General features: G+C 63.5%; 24 protein-coding genes. 15 read left to right on the forward strand and 9 right to left on the reverse strand.

The window, feature by feature from the left end; translation table 11 throughout:
* Positions 1–32 precede the first annotated feature (32 nt).
* Genes ribBA through nrdR form a run of 4 tightly spaced genes read right to left on the reverse strand, consistent with a single transcriptional unit; the run spans position 33 to position 3,454 of the window.
* On the reverse strand, positions 33–1,124 hold the full coding sequence (gene ribBA, locus PSEMO_RS21880) for a bifunctional 3,4-dihydroxy-2-butanone-4-phosphate synthase/GTP cyclohydrolase II (protein ID WP_075805065.1): 1,092 nt from the start codon (positions 1,122–1,124) through the stop codon (positions 33–35).
* 19 nt (positions 1,125–1,143) lie between these two features.
* Positions 1,144–1,809: a riboflavin synthase gene (locus tag PSEMO_RS21885; RefSeq protein WP_075805066.1), complete on the reverse strand. Its 666-nt coding sequence runs from the start codon at positions 1,807–1,809 to the stop codon at positions 1,144–1,146.
* A gap of 47 nt (positions 1,810–1,856) precedes the next feature.
* Positions 1,857–2,987, reverse strand: coding sequence for a bifunctional diaminohydroxyphosphoribosylaminopyrimidine deaminase/5-amino-6-(5-phosphoribosylamino)uracil reductase RibD (gene ribD, locus PSEMO_RS21890; RefSeq protein ID WP_075805067.1), 1,131 nt, complete (start codon positions 2,985–2,987; stop codon positions 1,857–1,859).
* A 2-nt stretch (positions 2,988–2,989) separates the two neighbouring features.
* Positions 2,990–3,454: a transcriptional regulator NrdR gene (gene nrdR, locus PSEMO_RS21895; protein WP_178392036.1), complete on the reverse strand. Its 465-nt coding sequence runs from the start codon at positions 3,452–3,454 to the stop codon at positions 2,990–2,992.
* Between the two features lie 110 nt (positions 3,455–3,564).
* Between nrdR and PSEMO_RS21900 the strand changes: the two genes are divergently transcribed.
* From PSEMO_RS21900 to trxA, 3 genes are read left to right on the forward strand one after another with little or no spacing between them, the layout of a single operon-like run.
* Positions 3,565–4,014, forward strand: a complete 450-nt coding sequence (locus PSEMO_RS21900; RefSeq protein ID WP_075805069.1) for a YbaY family lipoprotein — start codon at positions 3,565–3,567, stop codon at positions 4,012–4,014.
* Positions 4,015–4,674: a class I SAM-dependent methyltransferase gene (locus PSEMO_RS21905; RefSeq protein ID WP_075805070.1), complete on the forward strand. Its 660-nt coding sequence runs from the start codon at positions 4,015–4,017 to the stop codon at positions 4,672–4,674.
* 31 nt (positions 4,675–4,705) lie between these two features.
* Positions 4,706–5,578 carry a thioredoxin gene (gene trxA, locus PSEMO_RS21910; RefSeq protein ID WP_075805071.1) on the forward strand — a complete coding sequence of 291 codons (873 nt, stop codon included), beginning with the start codon at positions 4,706–4,708 and terminating at the stop codon, positions 5,576–5,578.
* Positions 5,579–5,681: 103 nt separating this feature from the next.
* On the opposite strand, the gene PSEMO_RS21915 is transcribed toward trxA, so the two are convergent.
* Positions 5,682–6,020: a hypothetical protein gene (locus PSEMO_RS21915; protein ID WP_075805072.1), complete on the reverse strand. Its 339-nt coding sequence runs from the start codon at positions 6,018–6,020 to the stop codon at positions 5,682–5,684.
* A 131-nt stretch (positions 6,021–6,151) separates the two neighbouring features.
* Here PSEMO_RS21915 and PSEMO_RS21920 point away from each other — a divergent pair, with 131 nt between their 5' ends.
* The 5 genes from PSEMO_RS21920 (at position 6,152) to PSEMO_RS21940 (ending at position 10,085) form a co-directional block, all read left to right on the forward strand.
* The gene (locus PSEMO_RS21920; protein ID WP_075805073.1) at positions 6,152–6,730 is read left to right on the forward strand and encodes a DUF2796 domain-containing protein; all 579 of its coding nucleotides are present in this window, start codon (positions 6,152–6,154) and stop codon (positions 6,728–6,730) included.
* Between the two features lie 45 nt (positions 6,731–6,775).
* Positions 6,776–7,495 carry an ABC transporter ATP-binding protein gene (locus PSEMO_RS21925; RefSeq protein WP_075805074.1) on the forward strand — a complete coding sequence of 240 codons (720 nt, stop codon included), beginning with the start codon at positions 6,776–6,778 and terminating at the stop codon, positions 7,493–7,495.
* Positions 7,495–8,760, forward strand: coding sequence for an ABC transporter permease (locus PSEMO_RS21930; protein ID WP_075805075.1), 1,266 nt, complete (start codon positions 7,495–7,497; stop codon positions 8,758–8,760). The genes PSEMO_RS21925 and PSEMO_RS21930 overlap by 1 nt, the downstream gene beginning before the upstream one ends.
* A gap of 11 nt (positions 8,761–8,771) precedes the next feature.
* The gene (locus tag PSEMO_RS21935) at positions 8,772–9,293 is read left to right on the forward strand and encodes a DUF3299 domain-containing protein (protein ID WP_075805076.1); all 522 of its coding nucleotides are present in this window, start codon (positions 8,772–8,774) and stop codon (positions 9,291–9,293) included.
* 108 nt (positions 9,294–9,401) lie between these two features.
* Positions 9,402–10,085 carry an OmpW/AlkL family protein gene (locus PSEMO_RS21940; protein ID WP_075805077.1) on the forward strand — a complete coding sequence of 228 codons (684 nt, stop codon included), beginning with the start codon at positions 9,402–9,404 and terminating at the stop codon, positions 10,083–10,085.
* A gap of 121 nt (positions 10,086–10,206) precedes the next feature.
* Here PSEMO_RS21940 and PSEMO_RS21945 read toward each other — a convergent pair whose 3' ends face one another.
* Positions 10,207–11,136 (reverse strand): NAD-dependent epimerase/dehydratase family protein, encoded by a 930-nt coding sequence (locus tag PSEMO_RS21945; protein WP_075805078.1) that lies wholly within the window; start codon positions 11,134–11,136, stop codon positions 10,207–10,209.
* The gene (locus PSEMO_RS21950; RefSeq protein ID WP_075805079.1) at positions 11,129–12,013 is read right to left on the reverse strand and encodes a sugar nucleotide-binding protein; all 885 of its coding nucleotides are present in this window, start codon (positions 12,011–12,013) and stop codon (positions 11,129–11,131) included. The genes PSEMO_RS21945 and PSEMO_RS21950 overlap by 8 nt, the downstream gene beginning before the upstream one ends.
* A gap of 292 nt (positions 12,014–12,305) precedes the next feature.
* On the opposite strand from PSEMO_RS21950, the gene PSEMO_RS21955 reads away from it, so the two are divergent.
* Positions 12,306–13,349: a TauD/TfdA family dioxygenase gene (locus PSEMO_RS21955; protein ID WP_075805080.1), complete on the forward strand. Its 1,044-nt coding sequence runs from the start codon at positions 12,306–12,308 to the stop codon at positions 13,347–13,349.
* 21 nt (positions 13,350–13,370) lie between these two features.
* Positions 13,371–14,168, forward strand: coding sequence for a TSUP family transporter (locus PSEMO_RS21960; RefSeq protein WP_075805081.1), 798 nt, complete (start codon positions 13,371–13,373; stop codon positions 14,166–14,168).
* 3 nt (positions 14,169–14,171) lie between these two features.
* Here PSEMO_RS21960 and PSEMO_RS21965 read toward each other — a convergent pair whose 3' ends face one another.
* Entirely contained in the window at positions 14,172–14,990 is an 819-nt protein-coding gene (locus PSEMO_RS21965; protein WP_075805082.1) for a helix-turn-helix domain-containing protein, read from the reverse strand.
* A 178-nt stretch (positions 14,991–15,168) separates the two neighbouring features.
* Here PSEMO_RS21965 and PSEMO_RS21970 point away from each other — a divergent pair, with 178 nt between their 5' ends.
* Positions 15,169–16,611, forward strand: a complete 1,443-nt coding sequence (locus PSEMO_RS21970) for an alanine/glycine:cation symporter family protein (RefSeq protein WP_075805083.1) — start codon at positions 15,169–15,171, stop codon at positions 16,609–16,611.
* Between the two features lie 93 nt (positions 16,612–16,704).
* Positions 16,705–17,694: an asparaginase gene (locus PSEMO_RS21975; protein ID WP_075805084.1), complete on the forward strand. Its 990-nt coding sequence runs from the start codon at positions 16,705–16,707 to the stop codon at positions 17,692–17,694.
* 532 nt (positions 17,695–18,226) lie between these two features.
* On the opposite strand, the gene PSEMO_RS21980 is transcribed toward PSEMO_RS21975, so the two are convergent.
* The gene (locus PSEMO_RS21980; protein WP_075805085.1) at positions 18,227–18,508 is read right to left on the reverse strand and encodes a helix-turn-helix domain-containing protein; all 282 of its coding nucleotides are present in this window, start codon (positions 18,506–18,508) and stop codon (positions 18,227–18,229) included.
* Between the two features lie 83 nt (positions 18,509–18,591).
* On the opposite strand from PSEMO_RS21980, the gene PSEMO_RS21985 reads away from it, so the two are divergent.
* The 3 genes from PSEMO_RS21985 (at position 18,592) to PSEMO_RS21995 (ending at position 20,821) form a co-directional block, all read left to right on the forward strand.
* Positions 18,592–19,065, forward strand: coding sequence for a hypothetical protein (locus tag PSEMO_RS21985; RefSeq protein WP_144443609.1), 474 nt, complete (start codon positions 18,592–18,594; stop codon positions 19,063–19,065).
* Positions 19,066–19,439: 374 nt separating this feature from the next.
* Entirely contained in the window at positions 19,440–20,111 is a 672-nt protein-coding gene (locus tag PSEMO_RS21990) for a hypothetical protein (protein ID WP_075805087.1), read from the forward strand.
* A gap of 479 nt (positions 20,112–20,590) precedes the next feature.
* Positions 20,591–20,821 carry a hypothetical protein gene (locus PSEMO_RS21995; RefSeq protein WP_075805088.1) on the forward strand — a complete coding sequence of 77 codons (231 nt, stop codon included), beginning with the start codon at positions 20,591–20,593 and terminating at the stop codon, positions 20,819–20,821.
* The last annotated feature ends 104 nt before the right edge of the window (positions 20,822–20,925 follow it).

Here is a 20,925-nt window from a genome sequence, read left to right on the forward strand (position 1 = left end):
TCACGAACGGGCAACGGTCAAACACCGTCGGGTCATTCGGAGGGCACGTATTCTACAACTTCCAGATCGAATCCGGATATCGCATTGAACTTCATCGGCGAACTCATCAGGCGCATCTTGCGCACACCGAGGTCACGCAGGATCTGCGAACCTGCACCGACGGTGCTGTAGGTGGTCGGCGCCTTGGTCGGTGCATCACCCGCGCTTTCGCGGATATGCGCCAGCAGCACGTCGCCGTCCAGCGGGTGACCGAGCAGCAGCACCACGCCGCTGCCGGCCTCGGCCACGGCGGCCATGGCCGCACGCAGGCTCCAGCGGCCCGGTTGCTTGACCAGCAGCAGGTCGCGCAGTGGGTCCATGTTGTGCACACGGACCAGGGTCGGCTCTTCGGCGCAGATCTTGCCCAGTGTCAGGGCCATGTGCACGTCGCCTTCCACCGCGTCACGGTAGGTGACCAGGTTGAATTCGCCCAGCTCGCTCTCGATCGGCTGCTCGGAAATCCGCTGGATGGTGCGCTCGTGGATCATGCGGTAGTGGATCAGGTCGGCGATAGTGCCGATCTTGATGCCGTGCTCGGCAGCGAAGACTTCCAGCTCAGGGCGACGGGACATGGTGCCGTCGTCGTTCATCACTTCGCAGATCACCCCGCTTGGCTCGAAACCGGCCATGCGCGCCAGGTCGCAGGCGGCTTCGGTGTGGCCGGCGCGGGCCAGGGTGCCACCCGGCTGGGCCATCAGCGGGAAGATGTGGCCCGGGCTGACGATGTCCTCGGCCTTGGCGTCCTTCGCTGCAGCAGCCTGCACGGTACGGGCGCGGTCGGCGGCGGAGATGCCGGTGGTCACGCCTTCGGCGGCTTCGATCGACACGGTGAACTTGGTGCCGAAGCCGGAACCGTTGCGCGGCGCCATCAGCGGCAGCTTCAGGGTTTCGCAGCGCTCGCGGGTCATCGGCATGCAGATCAGGCCGCGGGCGTGCTTGGCCATGAAGTTGATGTGCTCCGGCAGGCAGCACTCGGCCGCCATGATGATGTCGCCTTCGTTCTCGCGGTCTTCGTCATCCATCAGGATGACCATATTGCCCTGGCGGATGTCTTCGACCAGTTCTTCGATGGTGTTGAGCGCCACGCGGCACCCCCTTCTCAATTCAGGATTTCAGGTAGCCGTTGGCGGCCAGGAAGCTTTCGGTAATACCGCTGCCTTTGCTCGGCTCGGCGGCTTTGTCACCCAGGAGCAGGCGCTCCAGGTAACGGGCCAGCAGGTCGACCTCGAGGTTGATCCGACGACCCGGGCGGTAGTCGGCCATGATGGTTTCGGCCAGGGTGTGCGGGACGATGGTCAGCTCGAATTCCGCGCCATCGACGTCATTGACCGTCAGGCTGGTGCCGTCGACGGTGATCGAGCCCTTGTGGGCGATGTACTTGGCCAGTTCCTTCGGTGCGCGCACGCGGAACTGGATGGCGCGGGCGTTATCGGCACGGGAGACGATCTCGCCGACACCGTCGACGTGGCCGCTGACCAGGTGACCGCCAAGACGGCTGCTCGGGGTCAGGGCCTTTTCCAGGTTGACCCGGCTGCCGGCCTTGAGGTCGGAGAAGGCGGTGCAGTCCAGGGTTTCCCGGCTGACGTCGGCCCAGAAGCCGTCGCCTGGCAGTTCCACCGCAGTCAGGCAGACGCCGTTGACCGCGATGCTGTCGCCGAGCTTCACGTCGCTCAGGTCGAGCTTGGCGGTTTCGACATAGACCCGCACGTCGCCGCCCTTGGGCGTGATGTTACGGATGCTGCCGATGGATTCGATGATGCCGGTGAACATGGGGTCCTCCTCGGAGACCTGGGGCCGCGTCGGGCGCAAGCCGCGAATTATACGCCTGGGGCGGGCGCGGGGATGGCAATGACTCGCCAGTCATCGCCAACGGCGCGCATTTCAATGATTTTCAGGGCCGGCGCTTCGCTCATCCGCGCCAGCGGCCAGTCGAGCAGCGGGCGCGCCTCGGAGCCGAGGAACTTGCCGGCAATGAACAGTTGGTATTCGTCGACCAGGCCGAGCCGGGCGAAAGCGCCGGCGAGACCGGGGCCGGCTTCCACCAGCACGTCGTTGGTACCGCGACGGGCCAGCTCTACCAGCAACTGGCGCAGATCGACCTGGCCGTTTTCGCCAGGGACGCGCAGCAGTTCATGGCCAGCAGCGGCATAGCGGGGATCGTCTGCGCCAGCGCTGACCACCAGGGCCGGGCCGGCCTGGAAGAACGGCGCGTCCAGCGGCAGGCGCAGGCGGCCGTCGATCAGCACGCGCAGCGGCGGACGGCTCAGGGCCAGGGCGGTGGTTGCGGCATCCAGGCCCAGTTCCTCGCCGCGCACGGTCATCCGTGCCTGGTCGGCGATCACGCTGGCGGCGCTGGTCAGCACCACGCTGGAGCGGGCACGCAGGCGCTGCACGGCGGAGCGGGCGGCGGGGCCGGTGATCCACTGGCTTTCGCCGCTGGCCATGGCGGTGCGCCCGTCCAGGCTCATCGCCAGCTTGACCCGTATAAACGGCAGGCCGAGCTCCATACGCTTGAGGAAACCGGGATTGAGCGCCCGGGCCTCGCCTTCGAGGACACCGCTGGCGACTTCGATCCCGGCGTCAGCCAAGCGCTTGAGGCCATTGCCGGCGACTTGCGGATTGGGATCCTGCATCGCCGCGACCACCCGCCCGACCCCGGCCTTGACCAGCGCTTCGGCGCAGGGCGGCGTGCGCCCGTGGTGGCTACAGGGTTCGAGGGTGACGTAGGCGCAAGCGCCACGGGCCAGCTCACCGGCCTCGCGCAGGGCGTGGACTTCGGCGTGGGGCTCGCCAGCGCGCACATGCCAGCCTTCGCCGACGATGCGCCCGTCACGAACGATGACGCAGCCCACCCGCGGGTTGGGATGAGTGGAATACACGCCCTTGCGCGCCAGCTCCAGCGCGCGGGCCATGTAGTGAGCGTCGAGCACGGCGCGTTCTGTGGACATGTTCACTCTTCGGAAGGCTCGCGGGCCAGGCGGTCGATCTCTTCACGGAACTCGTCGAGATCCTGGAAGCGCCGGTACACGGAGGCAAAACGGATATAGGCGACTTCATCGAGCTTGCGCAGCTCGTTCATCACCAGCTCGCCGACCACCAGCGACTTGACCTCGCGCTCGCCCTTAGCCCGCAGCTTGTGCTTGATATGGGCCAGGGCCGCTTCCAGGCGCTCGACGCTGACCGGGCGCTTTTCCAGCGCGCGCTGCATGCCGGCACGCAGTTTCTCTTCGTCGAAGGGTTGGCGGGTGCCGTCCTGCTTGATCAGGCGCGGCAGGACCAGTTCGGCGGTCTCGAAGGTGGTGAAACGCTCGCCGCAGGCCACGCATTCGCGGCGACGGCGCACTTGCTCGCCCTCGGCGACCAGTCGCGAGTCGATGACTTTGGTGTCGTTGGCACCGCAGAAGGGACAGTGCATGGTGGCAGGCAACAAAAAAAGGGAGGGCCATGGTAGCGCATCCGACTGGCAAGACAAGCCAAAGGGGTTACCATCCAGTGAGGAAATACGCCCCCTAAAGGAATTCATCCATGTCGTTTCGAGCGCTCGCCGTGCTCGGTTTCGCCACCCTGCTGGCCGCCTGCAGCAGCGAAACCCCCAAGCCCGTTCCACCCCAGGCCCCGGCCCAGCCGGTCGCCAAGCATGTTCACGTACCCGCGCCACTGCCCGCCTACCAGCGTGAATTGAGCGGCAGCTTCACCAATATTCCCCGCGGTGCCGAGGTCGAGGTCGCCCTGCTGGTGATCGACGAACGCGGCCGCCCGCAGCGCCTGCTGGCCAGCGATACCTATGATGGCACCGGCCAGGCCCTGCCGTTCCAGTTGCGCTTCAATCCGGAAGTGTTCCCGGCCGGTGGCCGTGTGGAACTGCGCGCCCGCGCCAGCCAGTCCGGGCAACTGATCCTGCACCTCAAGCCGGTCAGCGTGTCCCGCGCGGAAACCCAGGCCTTCGGTCCGCTGCAACTGGAAAAGGCGCCGTAGATGGCGCCAGTGCAACTGCAGGCGGCCTTGAGCGAGCTGCTGGGGGATGCGCGGCTGGTCGCCAGCGATCTGCCGGACTGCCCGCTGAAACTCTGGCTGATCGACGCCGACAACATGGACCGCGCCTTCAGCCCCGAGGAGACCCGGCGGATCCTTGAAGAACCGCCCTACTGGAGCTTCTGCTGGGCCAGCGGCCTGGCCATGGCCCGCTATCTGGCGGAGCGACCGGAATGGGTGGCGGGCAAGCGGGTCCTGGATTTCGGCGCCGGCTCCGGGATCGCCGGCATTGCCGCGGCGAAAGCCGGGGCGCTGGAAGTGGTTGCCTGCGATCTCGATCCACTGGCACTCGAGTCCTGCCGGGCGAATGCTGCGCTCAATGGCGTGGAGCTCAACTACTCCAGCGACTTCTTCGCCGAGGACGACCGTTTCGACCTGATCCTGGTCGCCGACGTGCTCTACGACCGCGCCAACCTGCCGCTGCTCGACCAGTTCCTCAGCCGGGGACAACAGGCCCTGGTGGCCGACTCGCGGGTGCGCGACTTCCGTCACCCGCTCTACCGCCAGCTCGACACGCTGCACGCCCTGACCCTGCCGGACCTGGCCGAGCCCCACGAGTTTCGCCAGGTGAGCCTGTACCACGCCAGTCGCGGGGCCTTATAGTGGCGCCATACATGCGTTCGCGAGAGTCGAGATGAGTCAGGAATCGCCGTACATTTTCGATACCACCGTTGCCAACTTCGATCAGGTGGTGATTGCCAACTCCCACCACAAGCCGGTGCTGGTGGACTTCTGGGCCGACTGGTGCGCGCCGTGCAAGGCGCTGATGCCGATGCTGGCGAAGATCACCGAGGAGTATCAAGGCGAGCTGCTGCTGGCCAAGGTCAACTGCGATGTCGAGCAGGACATCGTCGCCCGCTTCGGCATCCGCAGCCTGCCGACCGTGGTGCTGTTCAAGGATGGCCAGCCGGTGGATGGCTTTGCCGGGGCGCAGCCGGAATCGGCGGTGCGCGCCATGCTTGAACCCCATGTGCAGATGCCGGCGCCAGCCGCGGCCGATCCGCTGGAACTGGCCCAGGCACTGTTCAATGACGGGCGCTACAGCGAGGCGGAAGCCACGCTCAAGCAGTTGCTGTCGGAAGACAATACCAACGCAGGAGCGCTGATTCTCTACGCCCGCTGCCTGGCCGAGCGTGGCGAGCTGGTGGAAGCGCAGACCGTGCTGGATGCGGTGAAGAGTGATGAGCACAAGGCGGCGCTGGCGGGGGCGAAAGCCCAGCTGACCTTCCTGCGCCAGGCCAAGGACCTGCCGGAAGTGGCCGATCTGAAAACCCGTCTGGCGCAGAATGCCGAGGATGATGAAGCGGCTTACCAGTTGGCCATCCAGCAGTTGTCGCGCCAGCAGTACGAGGCGGCGCTGGAAGGCTTGCTGAAGCTGTTCAAGCGCAATCGCGGGTATGAAGGCGGGTTGCCACATAAGACCTTGCTGCAGGTGTTCGAGCTGCTGGGTAACGACCACCCGTTGGTGGGGACCTACCGGCGCAAGTTGTTCGCTGCTCTCTACTGAGTCAGTTCCGGCCCTATCGCTGGCAAGCCAGCTCCCACAGGGATCGCGTGCACCGCCGAACCTGTGGGAGCTGGCTTGCCAGCGATGAGGCCCGCAAGAACACCTAGCCGACCCAGTGATACACCGGCGCATCCGCCCCGCTTTCCACCTTCACCTCGGCACTGTGCCGCAGCCGCACCAGCAGGCGCTTGCCCGCCGCCGTGCTCCCGGCCAGCCCTTCGAGCAACTCCAGCAACGCCGGCCCTTCCATCTCCCCCGCCTTGCGCAGCAACTCCTTCGCCGCCAGCCACAGGGTGTCATCCGGCCGTGCCTGTACCGTCGGCGCGACACTGCTGACCGGCGCCGCAGCCTCACCCACCCGCGCCAGACCGGCCCACTCTTCCGGCCCCAGCTCGATGGTCAAATCCACCGGCCATTCGCCGATATGCCCTCGAATTCGCACCTTGCACCCTCCATTGTCAGACCGACCATGCTCCCACGCCGGTCGGCGATCGCCAAGGGACACTGGCACGCCACCTGAATTTCGTTATAACATTTCAAAACCTTTCCAACGCCCTCCCCGGAGTTCCGCCCATGCGTCGCCTGCTGCTTGCCTTGCCTTTCGCTCTGCTGCCCCTGGCCCTCACCGCCCACGCGCATGACGACCACGATCATGATCACGCCCACGGTGCACTCGGCGCTCACGAACACGGTGTCGCCCACCTGAACGCCGTGCTCGATGGCAATACCCTGGAGCTGGAACTGGAAAGCCCGGCGATGAACCTGGTGGGCTTCGAGCACGCCGCCCAGAGCGATGCCGACAAAGCCAAGGTCGCGGCCGTGCGCGCCCAGCTGGAACAGCCGCTGAAGCTGTTCGGCCTGACCGCCGCCGCCGGCTGCAAGGACAGCGACCAGGAGCTGGAAAGCCCGCTGTTCGGCGATGCCCCGAGCAAGGATGACGACGGCGATGCTGATGAGCACGAGCATGGCCACAGCGATATCCACGCCCACTACCGCTTCGAATGCGCCAAGCCGGATGCGCTGAAGGCCCTGGACCTGGCCCCGCTGTTCAAGACCTACCCTTCGACCCAGAAGATCCAGGTCCAGTTGATCGGCCCGAATGGCCAGAAAGGTGTCGAAGCCGCCCCGGCAAACGCTACGATCAACTTCTAAGCCACCTTTCCAGTGAAGCGCCCGGGGCAACCCGGGCGTTGATTTATGAGCCAGGCACTGATTGAACTGACCGACCTGGGCTTCGCCTGGCCGGGACATCCGCCCCTGCTGGACATCCCCGCGCTGCGCCTCGAAGCCGGCGAATCGCTGTTTCTCAAGGGCCCCAGCGGCAGCGGCAAGACCACCCTGCTGGGCCTGCTCGGCGGCGTGCAGAAGGCCGACCGCGGCAGCATCCGCCTGCTCGGCCAGGACCTTGGCGAGCTGAGCCAGAGCGCCCGCGACCGTTTCCGCGTCGACCACACCGGCTACATCTTCCAGCAGTTCAACCTGCTGCCGTTTCTCTCGGTACGGGAAAACGTCGAGCTGCCCTGCCACTTCTCCAAGGCCCGCGCCGAACGCGCCGCCCAGCGCCATGGCAGCGTCAGCGAAGCCGCGACCGTGCTGCTCGCGCACCTCGGCCTGAAAGCCCCGGACCTGCTCGCCCGCCGCGCCGACAGCCTGTCCATCGGCCAGCAACAACGGGTCGCCGCCGCCCGCGCGCTGATAGGCCAGCCGGAACTGGTGATCGCCGACGAACCCACCTCGGCCCTCGACGCCGACACCCGCGAAGCCTTTATCCGCCTGCTGTTCGCCGAATGCCGCGACGCCGGCTCCAGCCTGCTGTTCGTCAGCCATGACCAGAGCCTGGCGCCGCTGTTCGATCGTCAGCTGTCCCTTGCCGAACTCAACCGCGCGGCCCGTCCTGCCAGCGAAACGGAGGTCTGATGTACCTGCTCCGCCTTGCCCTGGCCAGCCTGGCCAACCGCCGTTTCACTGCGTTCCTCACCGCCTTCGCCATCGCCCTGTCGGTGTGCCTGCTGCTGGCCGTGGAGCGGGTGCGGACCGAAGCCCGCGCCAGCTTCGCCAGCACCATCAGCGGTACCGACCTGATCGTCGGCGCCCGCTCCGGCTCGGTGAACCTGCTGCTGTATTCGGTATTCCGCATCGGCAACGCCACCAACAACATCCGCTGGGACAGCTTCGAGCACTACGCCAACGACCGCCGGGTGAAATGGGCGATTCCGATTTCCCTCGGCGACTCGCACCGCGGCTACCGGGTGATGGGCACCACGGCCGCGTATTTCGAGCACTACCAGTACGGTCGCCGGCAGAACCTGGAACTGAGCCAGGGCCGTGCCTTCGCCACCGATCCGTTCGAGGTGGTGCTGGGGGCCGAGGTCGCCGAGGCGCTGCACTACAAGCTCGGCGACAAGCTGGTACTGGCACACGGTGTCGCCGCCATCAGCCTGGTCAAGCATGACGACAAGCCGTTCACCGTGGTTGGCGTGCTCAAGCGCACCGGCACCCCGGTGGACCGCACCCTGCACATCAGCCTCGGCGGCATGGAAGCCATCCACATCGACTGGCACAACGGCGTGCCGGCCCGGGGCAACGGCCGCATCAGCGCCGACGAAGCGCGCAACATGGACCTGACGCCGACGGCGATCACCGCCTTCATGCTCGGCCTCAACAACAAGATCGCGACCTTCTCCCTGCAACGGGAGATCAACGAATTCCGCAACGAACCGCTGCTCGCCATCCTGCCCGGGGTCGCCCTGCAGGAACTGTGGAGCCTGATGGGCACGGCGGAACAGGCGCTGTTCGTGGTCTCGCTGTTCGTGGTGCTGACCGGCCTGATCGGCATGCTCACGGCGATCCTCACCAGCCTCAACGAACGCCGCCGCGAGATGGCCATCCTGCGTTCGGTGGGGGCACGCCCGTGGCATGTCGGCGGATTGCTGGTGCTGGAGGCCTTCACCCTGGCCTTGGTCGGGATCGGCGCGGGGCTGGGCCTGCTTTACGTTGGCATCGCCGCAGCCCAGGGTTACGTGCAGGCCAACTATGGGTTATACCTGCCGCTGGCCTTGCCGAGCGCGCATGAATGGACGCTGCTGGGGATCATCCTCGGCGCTGCGCTGCTGATGGGCAGCATTCCCGCCTGGCGGGCCTATCGACAGTCGCTGGCCGATGGCCTGTCCATTCATCTGTGAGTATCCGTGCAATGCGCCGTGCCCTGCTGTTGCTGTGTTTCCTGGTCCTGCCCGCCTGGGCAGGCGAGCCGCGGACCCTGGAATGGCCGCAACTGATTCCCGCCGGTGCGCCGGTGATCGAGCCGCAGATGACACCGCTGCACAACCTCTCGCAGCTTTCCAACCTGGCTGACGCCCTGGCTGCCGAAGCGGCGCCAGCGGCGCACCAGCAGGTGCCGGACGCACCGGTGGTCAAGGAGCTGGACGGCCAGCAGGTCAAGCTGCCGGGCTATATCGTGCCGCTGGAAGTAGGCGAGGACGGACGCACCACGGAGTTTCTCCTGGTGCCCTACTACGGCGCCTGCATCCATGTGCCGCCACCGCCGTCGAACCAGATCGTGCATGTGGTCAGCGAAATCGGCATCAAGGTCGAGGAGCTGTACCAGCCGTACTGGATCGAGGGGCCGATGCGTGTCCAGTCGTCGTCCAGCGAGCTGGCCGACGCCGGTTACCAGATGGAAGCCGAGAAAATCTACGCCTACGAACTACAATGAATGGCCGCGCCGGGACGCCTTCGCTTTCATTGAGCTGAATCAAAATCCGCCCCGTGGCAGCTCCTTAACATTGGAACCATCGAATCCAAATGTCCCCTGGGAGCTTCCATGAACAAGTCTTTGCTCGGCGCCTCGCTGATTGCCCTCGCGCTCGCAGCGCCTGCCGTCCACGCCCACCAGGCCGGTGATTTCATCGTCCGTGCCGGCGCAGCCACCGCTTCCCCGAACGAAGACAGCGGCAACCTGAAACTCGACGGCGTCAAGGTCGGCGGCACCAAGGCGACCCTGGACAGCGACACCCAACTGGGCCTGGCCTTCGCCTACATGGTCACCGACCATGTCGGTATCGAACTGCTGGCGGCCACGCCGTTCCAGCACGAGGTCGCCGTGAAAGGCCTGGGCGCAGGCCTCGATGGCAAGCTGGCCGATATCAAGCACCTGCCACCAACCCTGTCGGTCCAGTACTACCCGATGGACGCCGGCTCGAAATTCCAGCCTTACGTCGGTATCGGTATCAACTACACCCTGTTCTTCGATGAAGACCTGAGCAGCGAGCGCAAGGCCCAGGGCTTCAGCGACATGAAGCTGAAGAACTCCGTCGGCCTGGCCGGCCAGGTGGGGCTGGACTACATGCTCACCGACAACCTGCTGTTCAACGCCGCGGTCTGGTATGCCGATATCGACACCGAAGCCAGCATCGACGGCCCGAGCGCCCTGGGCGTGGGCAAGACCAAGGTGGATGTGGATGTCGATCCTTGGGTCTACATGGTGGGTATCGGTTACAAGTTCTAAAGACAAAGGGCCGCGCAAGCGGCCCTTTTTTTGTGGTGCCCTTCAGGGCCCTATCGCTGGCAAGCCAGCTCCCACAGGTTACGCGATCCCTGTGGGAGCTGGCTTGCCAGCGATAGGGCCCTCAGCGGCCCAGCAGTCGGCTCAGACCCACCGCCAACGGCGTAACCTCAGGCAACCCGAACCGCGCCAGCAACCGTCCGTTGTCCGCCCGCGAATGACGAATATCGCCACTACGCGCCACCCCGTAGCTCACCTCCGGCAAAGTCCCCAGCACACCGCGCAGCGCGTCCAGCAACTGGTTCAGCGAAGTCGCCTGGTTCAGCCCGATATTCACCGCGCCTTCCTCGACCTGCGGCATTTCCAGCGCCTGCAGCATCACCGCGACCAGGTCAGCGACATAGAGAAAGTCCCGGGTCTGCTCGCCGTCGCCGAACACCTTGATCGGCGTACCGTTCAGCGCACGCTCGCAGAAGATGCTGATCACCCCGGAGTACGGCGAGGATGGATCCTGGCGTGGGCCGAAGATGTTGAAGAAGCGGAACACCACCGGCTCCAGACCATGCTGGCGGCGGTAGAAATCCAGGTACTGCTCGCTGGCCAGCTTGTCCGAGGCGTAGGGGGTCAGCGGCGCCTTGGTGGTGTCTTCGCTGATCGACTCACCTTCCCCGTTGTTGCCATACACGGCCGCGCTGGACGCGAACAGCACGCGTTTGATCCCCGCCAGGCGCATGGCCTCGCAGACATTCAAGGTGCCGATGAAATTGCTCTGGTGAGTCTTCACCGGATCGTCCACCGAAGCCTGTACCGAAGCGACTGCGGCCAGGTGCACTACGGCGCTGCAACCCTCGACGGCGCGGGCGACGAGGGCGGCATCGGCGACATCACCTTGGATCAGTTGCAGCTTCGGGTGGTCCAGTTGCAGGTTGGCCGGCTTGCCGGTCGACAGGTCGTCGAGCACGCGCACGGCGTAGCCTTTTTCCAGCAGGGCGTCACACAGATGGGAACCGATGAAACCAGCGCCACCGGTGATCAGAATGGGGGCATCAGCCATGACGATAGAAACGGTCCAGTAGGGTCGGCAGGCCGGAGCGCCAGGCGCGCGGCTTGATGCCGAAGGTGTGAAGGATCTTTTTGCAGGCCAGCACCGCGTGCTGCGGCTCCTCGAAAGCATCCGGGCGCGCGGCGTGAGCCTGGGCGGTGGGTGCCTCGACCGCCAGCTGGCGCAACTGCGAGGCCTCGCCGAGGATCGCCTGGCCCAGCGCCAGCGGCGTGGTCGCCTCGTTGCCGGCGTAGTGGTAGGTGCCCCAGAGCGGCGCGGCGCAGTCCAGTTGCTTGAGCACCGAGAGGATCACCCGGGCGGCATCGTCCACCGGGGTCGGATTGCCCCGGCGGTCATCGGCCAGCAGCAGTTCCTGGGCGGTTTCGGCGCGGGTCAGAAAACGCCCGAGAACACCGTCGAGGCTGTCGTCGAGGACCCAGCCGAAGCGCAGCAGCACATGCTGCGGGCAGGTGGCGCGCACGCTCTGTTCGATGCGCCACAGCGCCTGGCCACGCAGGCCCAGTGGCACCGGTTCGTCCTTCTCGCTGTAGGCCGTGGCCCGCGAGCCGTCGAAAACGCGGTAGCTGGATGGCTGGACGAGGATGATGTTGTGGTGCTGGCATAACTCGGCAAGACGCTCCACCGAGCGTTCCTGGGAGGCCAGGCGCTGTTCGCTGACCGACTCGGCCTGGAACCAGTCGAAGTAGTAGGCCAGGTTGACCAAGGCATCCGGACGGGTGTCGTCGAGCAACTGGGTCAGGCTCGCGGCGTCCCAGCCCTGCTCGGGCGGACGCGGCGCAAGAAAACCGATGTCCTCCTCCGCACCGAGACGAATCAGCGCTTGCCCAAGGGCATTTCCACCACCCAACAGCATCAGGCGCATTCGCATAGGTTCAGCAGGTCCGCTCAGGTTGATTGAAAAGGCAAGCACGTAGTTTGCGGTTTCCGCCCGGGGAAGTCCAACCCACCCCGATCCACAGGATGTTTAAAGACTCAGGTCAAGCGAGGGTGTTTCCCACACTCTCAAATAGGAATCAGCTTACATCGGCAAAAGAACCAACTGACTTCGGCAACCGAAAAAACCACCTTCAATATCTACATGCCGGCTACCTGTTGTGCCGTCAGGTGCCATTGCGGGGCAAGGAGGCCCCGATCCCCCCACTTGCTAAGGAAGGTTACCCATGAAGGACCGCGACGTCGCCACCCTGACCCTCGATAACGACCAGCTCGATCAACTGCACAAGGCCAGCCTTGATCTCGCCCGCCATGGCGGCCCGCAACTGCCTGGCGCCGCACTCAAGGCGCGCTTGTGGGCACGCCTGCTGGAGACCAGCCTGCGACCGGCGCAACAAGCCACCGTGAACCTGTTCGCCGATGGCAAGCTTGCCGCCCTGCTGTTCTCTCGCCTGCGCGCACCCAAGGATGATCCGCTACCGGAACGACTGCCGGACCTGGCGCGCCTGGAGCGGGACTTCACCTGCCTGTACCTGGGCTCGCGCAACCAGGTGCTGCTGGAACTGGTGCGCCATTGCGCCTTCGCGTTCGATATCGACAACGACGGCAAGCACCTGCGCCTGGTCGGTAACTTCAAAGGGGGCGGGCGCCAGCCACGCCATGATGAAAACCGCCGAGCCCCGGTAGAGCTCAGCTCCCACGCCGGCCTGCGCCTTGGCCCGCATACCGAGGCGCCCTACCACTGCTCGGTGGTCGCCCATGACGGCCATTCCCCGGCGCCTTCGGCCCTGGTCCTCAGCGCGCGCTGGAACCCCGCGGACGAACCGACCCGCATCGTCCCGCTGCGCAGCGTGATCGAAGGCCTCGGCAGCCTCGATGTGCTGGCCCTGAGCTCGCGCTCGTTCGATTTCACCCGCAGCGAATGCTTCGTCGATGGGCGCGGCGCAGGCGGCACGGCGACCTCGATCATCGATTTCGATGAACAGGGCGGCTTCAGCGTGCGCTACAACGCCTATCGCTTTTCCCTCAACGACCACGCCAGCGACGCCGCCGCCCGCGCCTTCGACGCCTTCCAGGAGCGCCTGGCGCAGACCCGCCCGGTGGATTTCGTACTACAGCCGGACACCGTGCTGCTGGTCAATAACACCCGCGCCCTGCATGGCCGCGAACTGCTGAGTGACAACCGTCGCCTGCTGATCCGGCTGTTCGGCTATTCGCGTTTCGCCCGTCCGCTGATCCTCACGGAAGACCCGCTGCTGGTGCGCGGTTGATAGCCCTGGAGTAATGATTCAATGCTGGAAGTCGATTTACCCCTGTTGCTCGTCCTTGCCGCCGTTGCGCTGCTGGCCGGGTTCTTCGATGCCATCGCCGGCGGCGGCGGCCTGATCACCCTGCCGGTGCTGTTCATCGCCGGGCTCGATCCGCTGGCGGCACTGGCCACCAACAAGTTCCAGGCCGCCAGCGCCACGGCCTCGGCAACCTGGGCCTTTGCCCGGCGCGGCATGCTGGACTGGAGCAGCGGCCTGCCCATGGCCGTGATGGCCTTCGTCGGCGGCGCGCTCGGGGCGCTGTCGGTCAGCCTGGTGCCTCACGACCTGCTGCAGGCCGGGGTGCCGGTGCTGCTGGTGCTGGTGGCCGGCTACTTCGCCTTCAGCCCGCGGATGGACGACAGCACACTGCGCCAGCCGCGCATATCCCCGGCCCTGTTCTGCCTGCTCGTGGCGCCATTGCTGGGTTTCTACGACGGCGTGTTCGGGCCGGGCGTAGGCTCGTTCCTGATGCTGGCGTTCATGCTGCTGCTCGGCCACGGCATGCTCCGGGCAGTCGGCAACAGCAAGCTGCTCAATGCCGCCTGCAACCTGGGCGCGCTGCTGGTCTTCGCCGCCAGCGGCAAGCTGCTGTGGTCGCTGGCCTTGGTCATGGCCCTGAGCGCCATACTCGGCGCACAACTCGGCGCGCGCTGCGCGGTGCATTTCGGGCCGCGGCTGGTACGGCCACTGGTGGTCTGCGTGTGCACGGTGATGGCCACCAAGCTGCTGCTGGATGCCAGCAACCCGCTGGTGGAATGGGTGGCCGACGAATGGCCCTGAGGCTTATTCGATCTCGAACAGCCCGTTGCGTATTGGCCCCGCCGTCAGGCGCTCGCGAACATCGTCGTCGATGCGCGGATCGTCCGGCCGATACAGCTTCACCTGGCGATAGGCATTGATGCGGTTGATCTCCGGGCCGAGGTATTCCCAGACCACCCGGGTGCACGCCGGGGTACGCCGGTCGCCACTGGAAACCCCGGTCTTGAGCCCGTTGAGCCGGGTGATGCGGCTTTTGAAACTGGGGATCAGCACGGTCTGGCTCATCTCGTTGACGGTCAGCGACTCGTAGTCCATGAGGAACACCCGGTCCTGCAACTGGAACGCCGCACCCAGGTAGCGGCAACGCACCCAGTCCTCCGCCTGCACGTCGGTGCTGCTGGAACGTTCCTGACGCTCCTGGCGCTCGAACAGGTAGTTGCCGTTGTCTTCGTAGAGGTGCACCAGCGACAGCAGGATGCTGCCCGGTACCGACATGCAGTTGGAATATTCGAAGTAGTAGCCGCAGTAGCGCGACAGGTTGCCGGCGTGCTCGCGCAGAGGGCGCAACAGCTCCAGCAGCGGATCGTTCTGCACCGGGCTGGCGACCGCATTGCCCCGTGCACCGATCAGCCGGGCGAACTGTTCCGGCGGCAGGCCCAGCTCATAATCCTCGACCCCGAAGAAATCACCGATGCGCTTGAGGTTGTAGGCCGTCGGCTGGCTCTGCCCGCTCAAATACTTGTTGAACTGCGCCCGGTTGATCGAGAGCTGGCGGCAAACCTCGGAGATAGAGCGGTAGTGGCTGCAGGCCAACTTGAGGTTGATGCCGAGGTTTTCACTCATGGGGACAGATCCGGTTGATGCGACAGGCGCCAGTTTAGCATCAGGTCGCACCAAAACAGAGCAACTGGCGAAATTGTAACCACAGTTGTCATGTTCAAACATGCGCGCCATGGACCTGGTGCTTGCGCGCCAGCCTATCTGTCTTTCATGCAAAGAATAAGAATCCGAGGTCACTTCCATGCTTGAAGCGCTCAACGATTTCCTTTCGGGGAAACTCCTCATCGTGCTCATCGTCGGACTGGGTAGCTATTTCACCATCCGCTCCCGTTTCGTCCAGTTCCGCCATTTCGGCCACATGTTCGGTGTATTCAAGGAATCGTTGCGCGGCCAGGCTGGCCAGCTGAGCTCTTTCCAGGCGCTGATGCTGAGCCTGGCCGGTCGTGTCGGTGCGGGTAACATCGCCGGTGTCGGTATCGCCGTGACCCTGGGTGGTCCGGGTGCCGTGTTCTGGATGTGGGTCACCGCGCTGGTCGGCATGTCCAGCAGCTTCTTCGAATGTACCCTGGCCCAGGTCTACAAGCGCGCCGATGGCGATGGCCTGTACCGTGGTGGTCCGGCCTACTACATCCAGCACGGCCTGAAGCTCAAGGGCATGGCAGTGGTGTTCTCCCTGCTGCTGCTGGTCACCTACGGCTTCGCCTTCAACGGCCTGCAGTCGTACACCGTGACCCACTCGCTGCAGAACGCCTTCGGCTTCGCCCCGAACCACACCGGTATCGCCCTGGCGGTCCTGCTGGCGATCGTCTTCGTCGGCGGCATCAAGCGTATCGCCGCGGTGTCCGACCTGCTGGTTCCGGTCAAGACCCTGGCCTACATCGGCGTCACCCTGTACGTGATCGGCACCCAGATCGAACACGTGCCGGCCATGCTGGAAACCATCTTCAAGAGCGCCTTCGGCCTGGATCCGGCCTTCGCCGGCCTGCTGGGCAGCGCCATCGTGATGGGCGTGAAGCGCGGCGTGTTCGCCAACGAAGCCGGCCTGGGCAGTGCGCCTAACGTCGCCGCCGTCGCCGCCGTGAAGCACCCGGGCGCTCAGGGCGTGGTCCAGGCGTTCAGCGTGTTCCTCGACACCTTCGTCATCTGCACCTGCACCGCACTGCTGATCCTGCTGTCGGGCTTCTACACCCCGGGCTTCGAAGGTGACGGCATCGTCCTGACCCAGAACTCCCTGGCGGCGGTCGTCGGTGACTGGGGCCGGATCTTCGTCAGCGTCGCCCTGTCGCTGTTCGTCTTCACCTGCATCCTCTACAACTACTACCTGGGCGAAAACAGCCTGCAGTTCCTGACCCGCAACCGCATGGTGCTGATGGGCTACCGCGCGCTGGTGCTGGCCCTGATCGTCTGGGGTTCGGTACAGAACCTGGGTACCGTGTTCGCCTTCGCCGACATCACCATGACCTGCCTGGCCTTCGTCAACCTGATCGCCCTGGCCATGCTGTTCAAGATCGGCCTGCGGGTGATGCGCGACTACGACGAGCAACGCAAGGCTGGCATCTCGCAGCCAGTGTTCGACTCGGCCAAGTTCTCCGACCTGGACCTGGACCGTGCCGCCTGGCCGGAAGGTGCCAAGGCTGAAGCCGCCGACGCTACCGTAGCGGGCGCCGCGCAAACCCAGCGCTAAGTTCTCCCGCGCTTCGCTCCAGAAAGAGAGCCGCCCCTTCGCGGGCGGCTTTTTTTTGCCCGATTTTTCTGTTTTTGCTTTGGAAATACCCTAATGCGCGCAGTCAAGAATCTCCTCGTCCTCTATACCGGCGGCACCATCGGCATGCTGCAAACGTCCCAGGGCCTGGCCCCGGCGGGCGGCTTCGACGCGCGCATGCGTGCCTGGCTGGACGCTCACCCCGAAGCGCCGCGCCCTGACTGGCGGCTGCAGGAGATGGCGCCGTTGCTCGACAGCGCCAATATGCAGCAGGCCAACTGGCTGGCGATGCGCGATGCGATCGTCGAGGCGGTGAAGCAGGATGGGCATGACGGCGTATTGCTGCTGCATGGCACCGACACCCTGGCCTACAGCGCGGCGGCATTGTCGTTCCTGCTGCTCGGGCTGGACGTGCCGGTGGTGCTGACCGGCTCGATGTTGCCGGCCGGCGCGCCGGACAGCGATGCCTGGGACAACCTGGCTGGCGCCCTGGCGGTGTTCAGTCAAGGCGTTGAGGATGGCGTGCAACTGTTCTTCGCCGGCAAGCTGATGTCCGGGGTTCGCGCCAGCAAGCTGCGTAGCGAGGCGTTCGATGCGTTTGCTGCCCTGCCTCGTCATCGTGAAGGCGAACACGCGGCCGAACTGCCGGCAGTGTTGAGCTACTGCCAACCGCGTACGCCGGTAAACCTGGCGGTGCTGCCGGTGTATCCGGGGATACAAGCCGCTCATGTACGGGCGCTGTTGGAGACCGGGGTGAAGGGGCTGCTGCTGGAGTGCTATGGCAGCGGGACCGGGCCTTCGGATGACGATGCGCTGCTGGACGTGCTGCGTGATGCAGGACAGCGTGGTGTGCTGGTGGCGGCGATCAGCCAGTGTGCGGAAGGTAGCGTGGTGTTCGATATCTATGAGGCGGGAAGCCGGCTGCGGGATACCGGGCTGGTGTCCGGCGGCGGGATGACTCGAGAAGCGGCGCTGGGCAAAATGTTCGGGTTGCTGGGGGCCGGACTGGACCTGGCGACGGCGCGGCATTGGTTCGGGCTGGATATGTGTGGGGAGCGGGCGTAGCGCCTGGCTTGAGGGCCTCATCGCTGGCAAGCCAGCTCCCACAGGTCCAGCGGTGCACACGGACCCTGTGGGAGCTGGCTTGCCAGCGATGAGGCCCTGAAAGACAAAGCAGTTTCCAGGCTGGAATGAAGAAGGCCCAGTCTCCTCAGGAGACTGGGCCTTTCCATTTACTGGCTCGGCAGTAGCAAATCAAAATGGTAATAAGCACCTTGAAGCTTCACGCTTGCAATAAGGCCATGATCTATATGGCTTTTCTCAGAAGTCGTAAATACTTCTGTAAAATTTAAGCCGTTATCGACCTAAATTCTTTACGTTTGTGGGTTGGACCTCATCGAGATCACCCGACTGCTGCTAGAGGGCAGCTACCTTCATGGTGGAGTCACCAGGCATTGTGCCAACCCATGCTACAATCACATGCTCAGCCAACACAACACCACCGCATTTTCTTCCCCTACCAAGCCTCATTACTCGCCCACATAACGTGAAGCTGGATCGGCGACGGTGCTGTAAAGGCCGCGGCTCGGACGCCTATCTAGAGTCCAAGTTCTCCCAGCTCTCCTCGGATTCGCTCCAACAGTTCGTCAGCGCTTTTACCATCCGCTACGGATAGGTACGCAGCAAGAATGACACTCGCGGGATGCACTCCAAGCACATCTGACATCTGCTCGATCTTGTCGAGCGACGGGCTCCACCTGCCCCGCTCAAGGTTACTGATGTAGGCCTGGCTCGGCCCTAAGCTTTCCTGAGAAAAATTTCGTTTCAGCCGATACGACTTGAGCACCGTACCAAGCGCACGCTTGAGTTCCGATCGCATTGAAGCAACTCGCAAAGGGAACGATGAAGCCGCTTCGATGCGCTCTGCACTATACTGCCCACAGTATATTTAGAGATGCCCTGATGTTTCTGACCTACCAGCACGCAAAAATCGATCAATTTAGTCTTTTTGGAGAGGCCCCCACCGCATGGAGCTATGTGGAACACAACATCCATAGGCCCTGGTTCTACGTCGCCACCCATGAGCAGAATGGAGATTTTGTGGAGCATCCTATGCTGATGCTGAGTAACGACCAGCTCCTCCAATCGCTCGTGAGCGACCAGGAAAGCGGGTTACGAGTGGAAAGTGTGCTGCTCATTACTCCAGACCATGTTAATCACGCTGGTCGGTGGATGATGGAACCCTTGGAATCGATTTTGCGGTTTAAATCTGAGGAAGGCATTGCATACGTATACAGGGTTCTAGGTGATAAAACCTACATCTACGGGGACGCTGAGATCGCATCCCTGGAAGGAGCAAGCTACGAGACAATCTTCAGCAGCTCGATGCTCTTTGATACCGCGCAAGAGCCCGCAGCCATGGCAGATCGCGAGTGAACTTCAGTAGCAGCCACGCGGTCGCCCCAGCCCTAAACCAGTGGCCTCGGCCTTTCCGAGACTAGTGGAGAAAAACCAGAGAAAAATACTTCAGCCGGCCAATCGCCCAACTGGCTCGAAATCCGCGCTGTTTGAAAGAGCCGCGTTCAGAAAGCGACTGCGCTTCAAGGTTCGTTTTGCAAGCACAGCTCTTGCATCGGCTCGCAATCTCGTTTCTTCGGCAGCCCGCGTTTCCTGTTTTGTTTTTTTCACCTATTACTCTCCAATTGCCATGAGCTGCGGGAAGGAATGAGGTTCCACCCCGCACCAAGCGTCATGCGCTCGGAGCACGCTTCGAAGATCAGGATACATCAAATTGTCCAACCGACGACCGCATGCAGATCGACTACGAACCAGACGGTCAATACAACCTGCCCACCCCCAAAACCTTTCGTTCGTGTCTCAAGCAAATGTGGACCAGGTCGGTTTGGGGCCTCGGACGACGGAAAATTACATATTTGCGCCTGATCGACCGAGCGATCTCATGTGAAAAACCAAGAAGAGGTCCAAGGATAAAATTCATCGGATTCTCACTGATCGCTGCGGCAATCGCATCCCTCGGTGGCTGTGCCATGTACGAAAATGCCAAAAAGGCTCAAGTCGAGGGTGTCGGGACGGCGCAGTCAGCGGCGATTGACTACGAATTCAGGGCAGGCGGTCAGATGACGATCAAGCATGCCAATAGTGCGCCGCAGAAGTTCGCAAGCACGGCCACTGCAACTGACAAGGTCTTTGCTGTCATGGACATGCCCTCCCTTGAGGCCGCCCCTCCCGGCTCGTTCGATGGGCAGCTCAATCAATCGACCAGGGAAGAAACCGTTCGCTACATGTCCACCGACACCGCTTCGCACGTTTCTACCGGAAAGGACCTTGAAGCGATTGGCTTGAACGCAATCGGCGGCAACGTTGGTTGCGCTGGCATGGCGTTGAGCCTGATTGGAGACTCTCCAAAGGTCGCCCCCCCGCGTTACCGTTGGGTTCGTGATCTGCTTCATCCCTGCTGTTGAAGGCCAGGACATGGCTGCGGACGTAGCCGGTTATGGGGCCCAGGTAGAGGCAATGTTCAACAAGAATGTGACAGAGTGGGTAATTGCACTGATGTGACCAGTCATTTGCATCGGATGTGACCAGCGCACGGGTAAGTCTTGACCGGCAAGAACCGACCCATAGCTGCCCTTCACGGAGGACAGCTAGCGGGCAGAAGCGCTCGCTTGCTATCCAAGAAATCTGGGGGGACTCGGCAGTAACCAGATGATGTTCCCTCGCGTCTAAAGGGGGGCAGAAACTCTCTCTACTACTTCTGGCAGCCCTTGCCTACTTCGCTATTAAGCATGATGCTATCACCGTGAAATCATTGCATGCGGGCGTTACCAAGGAAGGTTTCCTTCACTAGAAGGCTTGATGCCTCCTCTTGTCTCTCTCGGTGCTACCAGCCAAAGGCACGCCAGCAGAAAGCTGCTGCGCACTGCTCTAAACGAGAGAGACGATGTCCATCATCAAAACGAAATATCTGGTTTTACGCCCTCATGGTAAGACACTCATAGACATTGTCGTCCTTGCCCAAGCTTGGAAAAAGACCCAAGGCTTCATCCGTCGCCACAACTCCTATGCTGATGTCCTTGAGCTTGATAGATCAACCGTTAACTTAGAACGGCAATTGATCGTGTGGGCCAGTGACATTGAGAAACCTCGGTTGTTGGCGCTGATGGAAAATTGACCCACCCTGCCGATTGAAATTTGACCCAGGGCGGATTGCTGATTTTGTTACCAGCAACTGTGGATAAGTCTACCAGCGCAGCTGCTGTTGCCCCCACTCCTTCG

It is taken from the genome of Pseudomonas putida (genome assembly GCF_001941965.1).
GTDB lineage: Bacteria > Pseudomonadota > Gammaproteobacteria > Pseudomonadales > Pseudomonadaceae > Aquipseudomonas > Aquipseudomonas putida_L.

What these genes read in the sequence shown, in the direction of transcription:
- PSEMO_RS21985 (WP_144443609.1), top strand. Translation starts at nt 18,592, where the DNA reads ATGTTTCTGACCTACCAGCACGCAAAAATCGATCAATTTAGTCTTTTT.
- PSEMO_RS21920 (WP_075805073.1), top strand. Translation starts at nt 6,152, where the DNA reads ATGCGTCGCCTGCTGCTTGCCTTGCCTTTCGCTCTGCTGCCCCTGGCC.
- PSEMO_RS21885 (WP_075805066.1), bottom strand. Translation starts at nt 1,809, where the DNA reads ATGTTCACCGGCATCATCGAATCCATCGGCAGCATCCGTAACATCACG.
- PSEMO_RS21965 (WP_075805082.1), bottom strand. Translation starts at nt 14,990, where the DNA reads ATGAGTGAAAACCTCGGCATCAACCTCAAGTTGGCCTGCAGCCACTAC.
- PSEMO_RS21970 (WP_075805083.1), top strand. Translation starts at nt 15,169, where the DNA reads ATGCTTGAAGCGCTCAACGATTTCCTTTCGGGGAAACTCCTCATCGTG.
- PSEMO_RS21935 (WP_075805076.1), top strand. Translation starts at nt 8,772, where the DNA reads ATGCGCCGTGCCCTGCTGTTGCTGTGTTTCCTGGTCCTGCCCGCCTGG.
- trxA (WP_075805071.1), top strand. Translation starts at nt 4,706, where the DNA reads ATGAGTCAGGAATCGCCGTACATTTTCGATACCACCGTTGCCAACTTC.
- PSEMO_RS21905 (WP_075805070.1), top strand. Translation starts at nt 4,015, where the DNA reads ATGGCGCCAGTGCAACTGCAGGCGGCCTTGAGCGAGCTGCTGGGGGAT.
- PSEMO_RS21980 (WP_075805085.1), bottom strand. Translation starts at nt 18,508, where the DNA reads ATGCGATCGGAACTCAAGCGTGCGCTTGGTACGGTGCTCAAGTCGTAT.
- PSEMO_RS21930 (WP_075805075.1), top strand. Translation starts at nt 7,495, where the DNA reads ATGTACCTGCTCCGCCTTGCCCTGGCCAGCCTGGCCAACCGCCGTTTC.
- PSEMO_RS21945 (WP_075805078.1), bottom strand. Translation starts at nt 11,136, where the DNA reads ATGGCTGATGCCCCCATTCTGATCACCGGTGGCGCTGGTTTCATCGGT.
- PSEMO_RS21990 (WP_075805087.1), top strand. Translation starts at nt 19,440, where the DNA reads ATGCAGATCGACTACGAACCAGACGGTCAATACAACCTGCCCACCCCC.
- ribD (WP_075805067.1), bottom strand. Translation starts at nt 2,987, where the DNA reads ATGTCCACAGAACGCGCCGTGCTCGACGCTCACTACATGGCCCGCGCG.
- PSEMO_RS21925 (WP_075805074.1), top strand. Translation starts at nt 6,776, where the DNA reads ATGAGCCAGGCACTGATTGAACTGACCGACCTGGGCTTCGCCTGGCCG.
- PSEMO_RS21995 (WP_075805088.1), top strand. Translation starts at nt 20,591, where the DNA reads ATGTCCATCATCAAAACGAAATATCTGGTTTTACGCCCTCATGGTAAG.
- nrdR (WP_178392036.1), bottom strand. Translation starts at nt 3,454, where the DNA reads ATGCACTGTCCCTTCTGCGGTGCCAACGACACCAAAGTCATCGACTCG.
- PSEMO_RS21960 (WP_075805081.1), top strand. Translation starts at nt 13,371, where the DNA reads ATGCTGGAAGTCGATTTACCCCTGTTGCTCGTCCTTGCCGCCGTTGCG.
- PSEMO_RS21940 (WP_075805077.1), top strand. Translation starts at nt 9,402, where the DNA reads ATGAACAAGTCTTTGCTCGGCGCCTCGCTGATTGCCCTCGCGCTCGCA.
- PSEMO_RS21950 (WP_075805079.1), bottom strand. Translation starts at nt 12,013, where the DNA reads ATGCGAATGCGCCTGATGCTGTTGGGTGGTGGAAATGCCCTTGGGCAA.
- PSEMO_RS21900 (WP_075805069.1), top strand. Translation starts at nt 3,565, where the DNA reads ATGTCGTTTCGAGCGCTCGCCGTGCTCGGTTTCGCCACCCTGCTGGCC.
- PSEMO_RS21975 (WP_075805084.1), top strand. Translation starts at nt 16,705, where the DNA reads ATGCGCGCAGTCAAGAATCTCCTCGTCCTCTATACCGGCGGCACCATC.
- PSEMO_RS21955 (WP_075805080.1), top strand. Translation starts at nt 12,306, where the DNA reads ATGAAGGACCGCGACGTCGCCACCCTGACCCTCGATAACGACCAGCTC.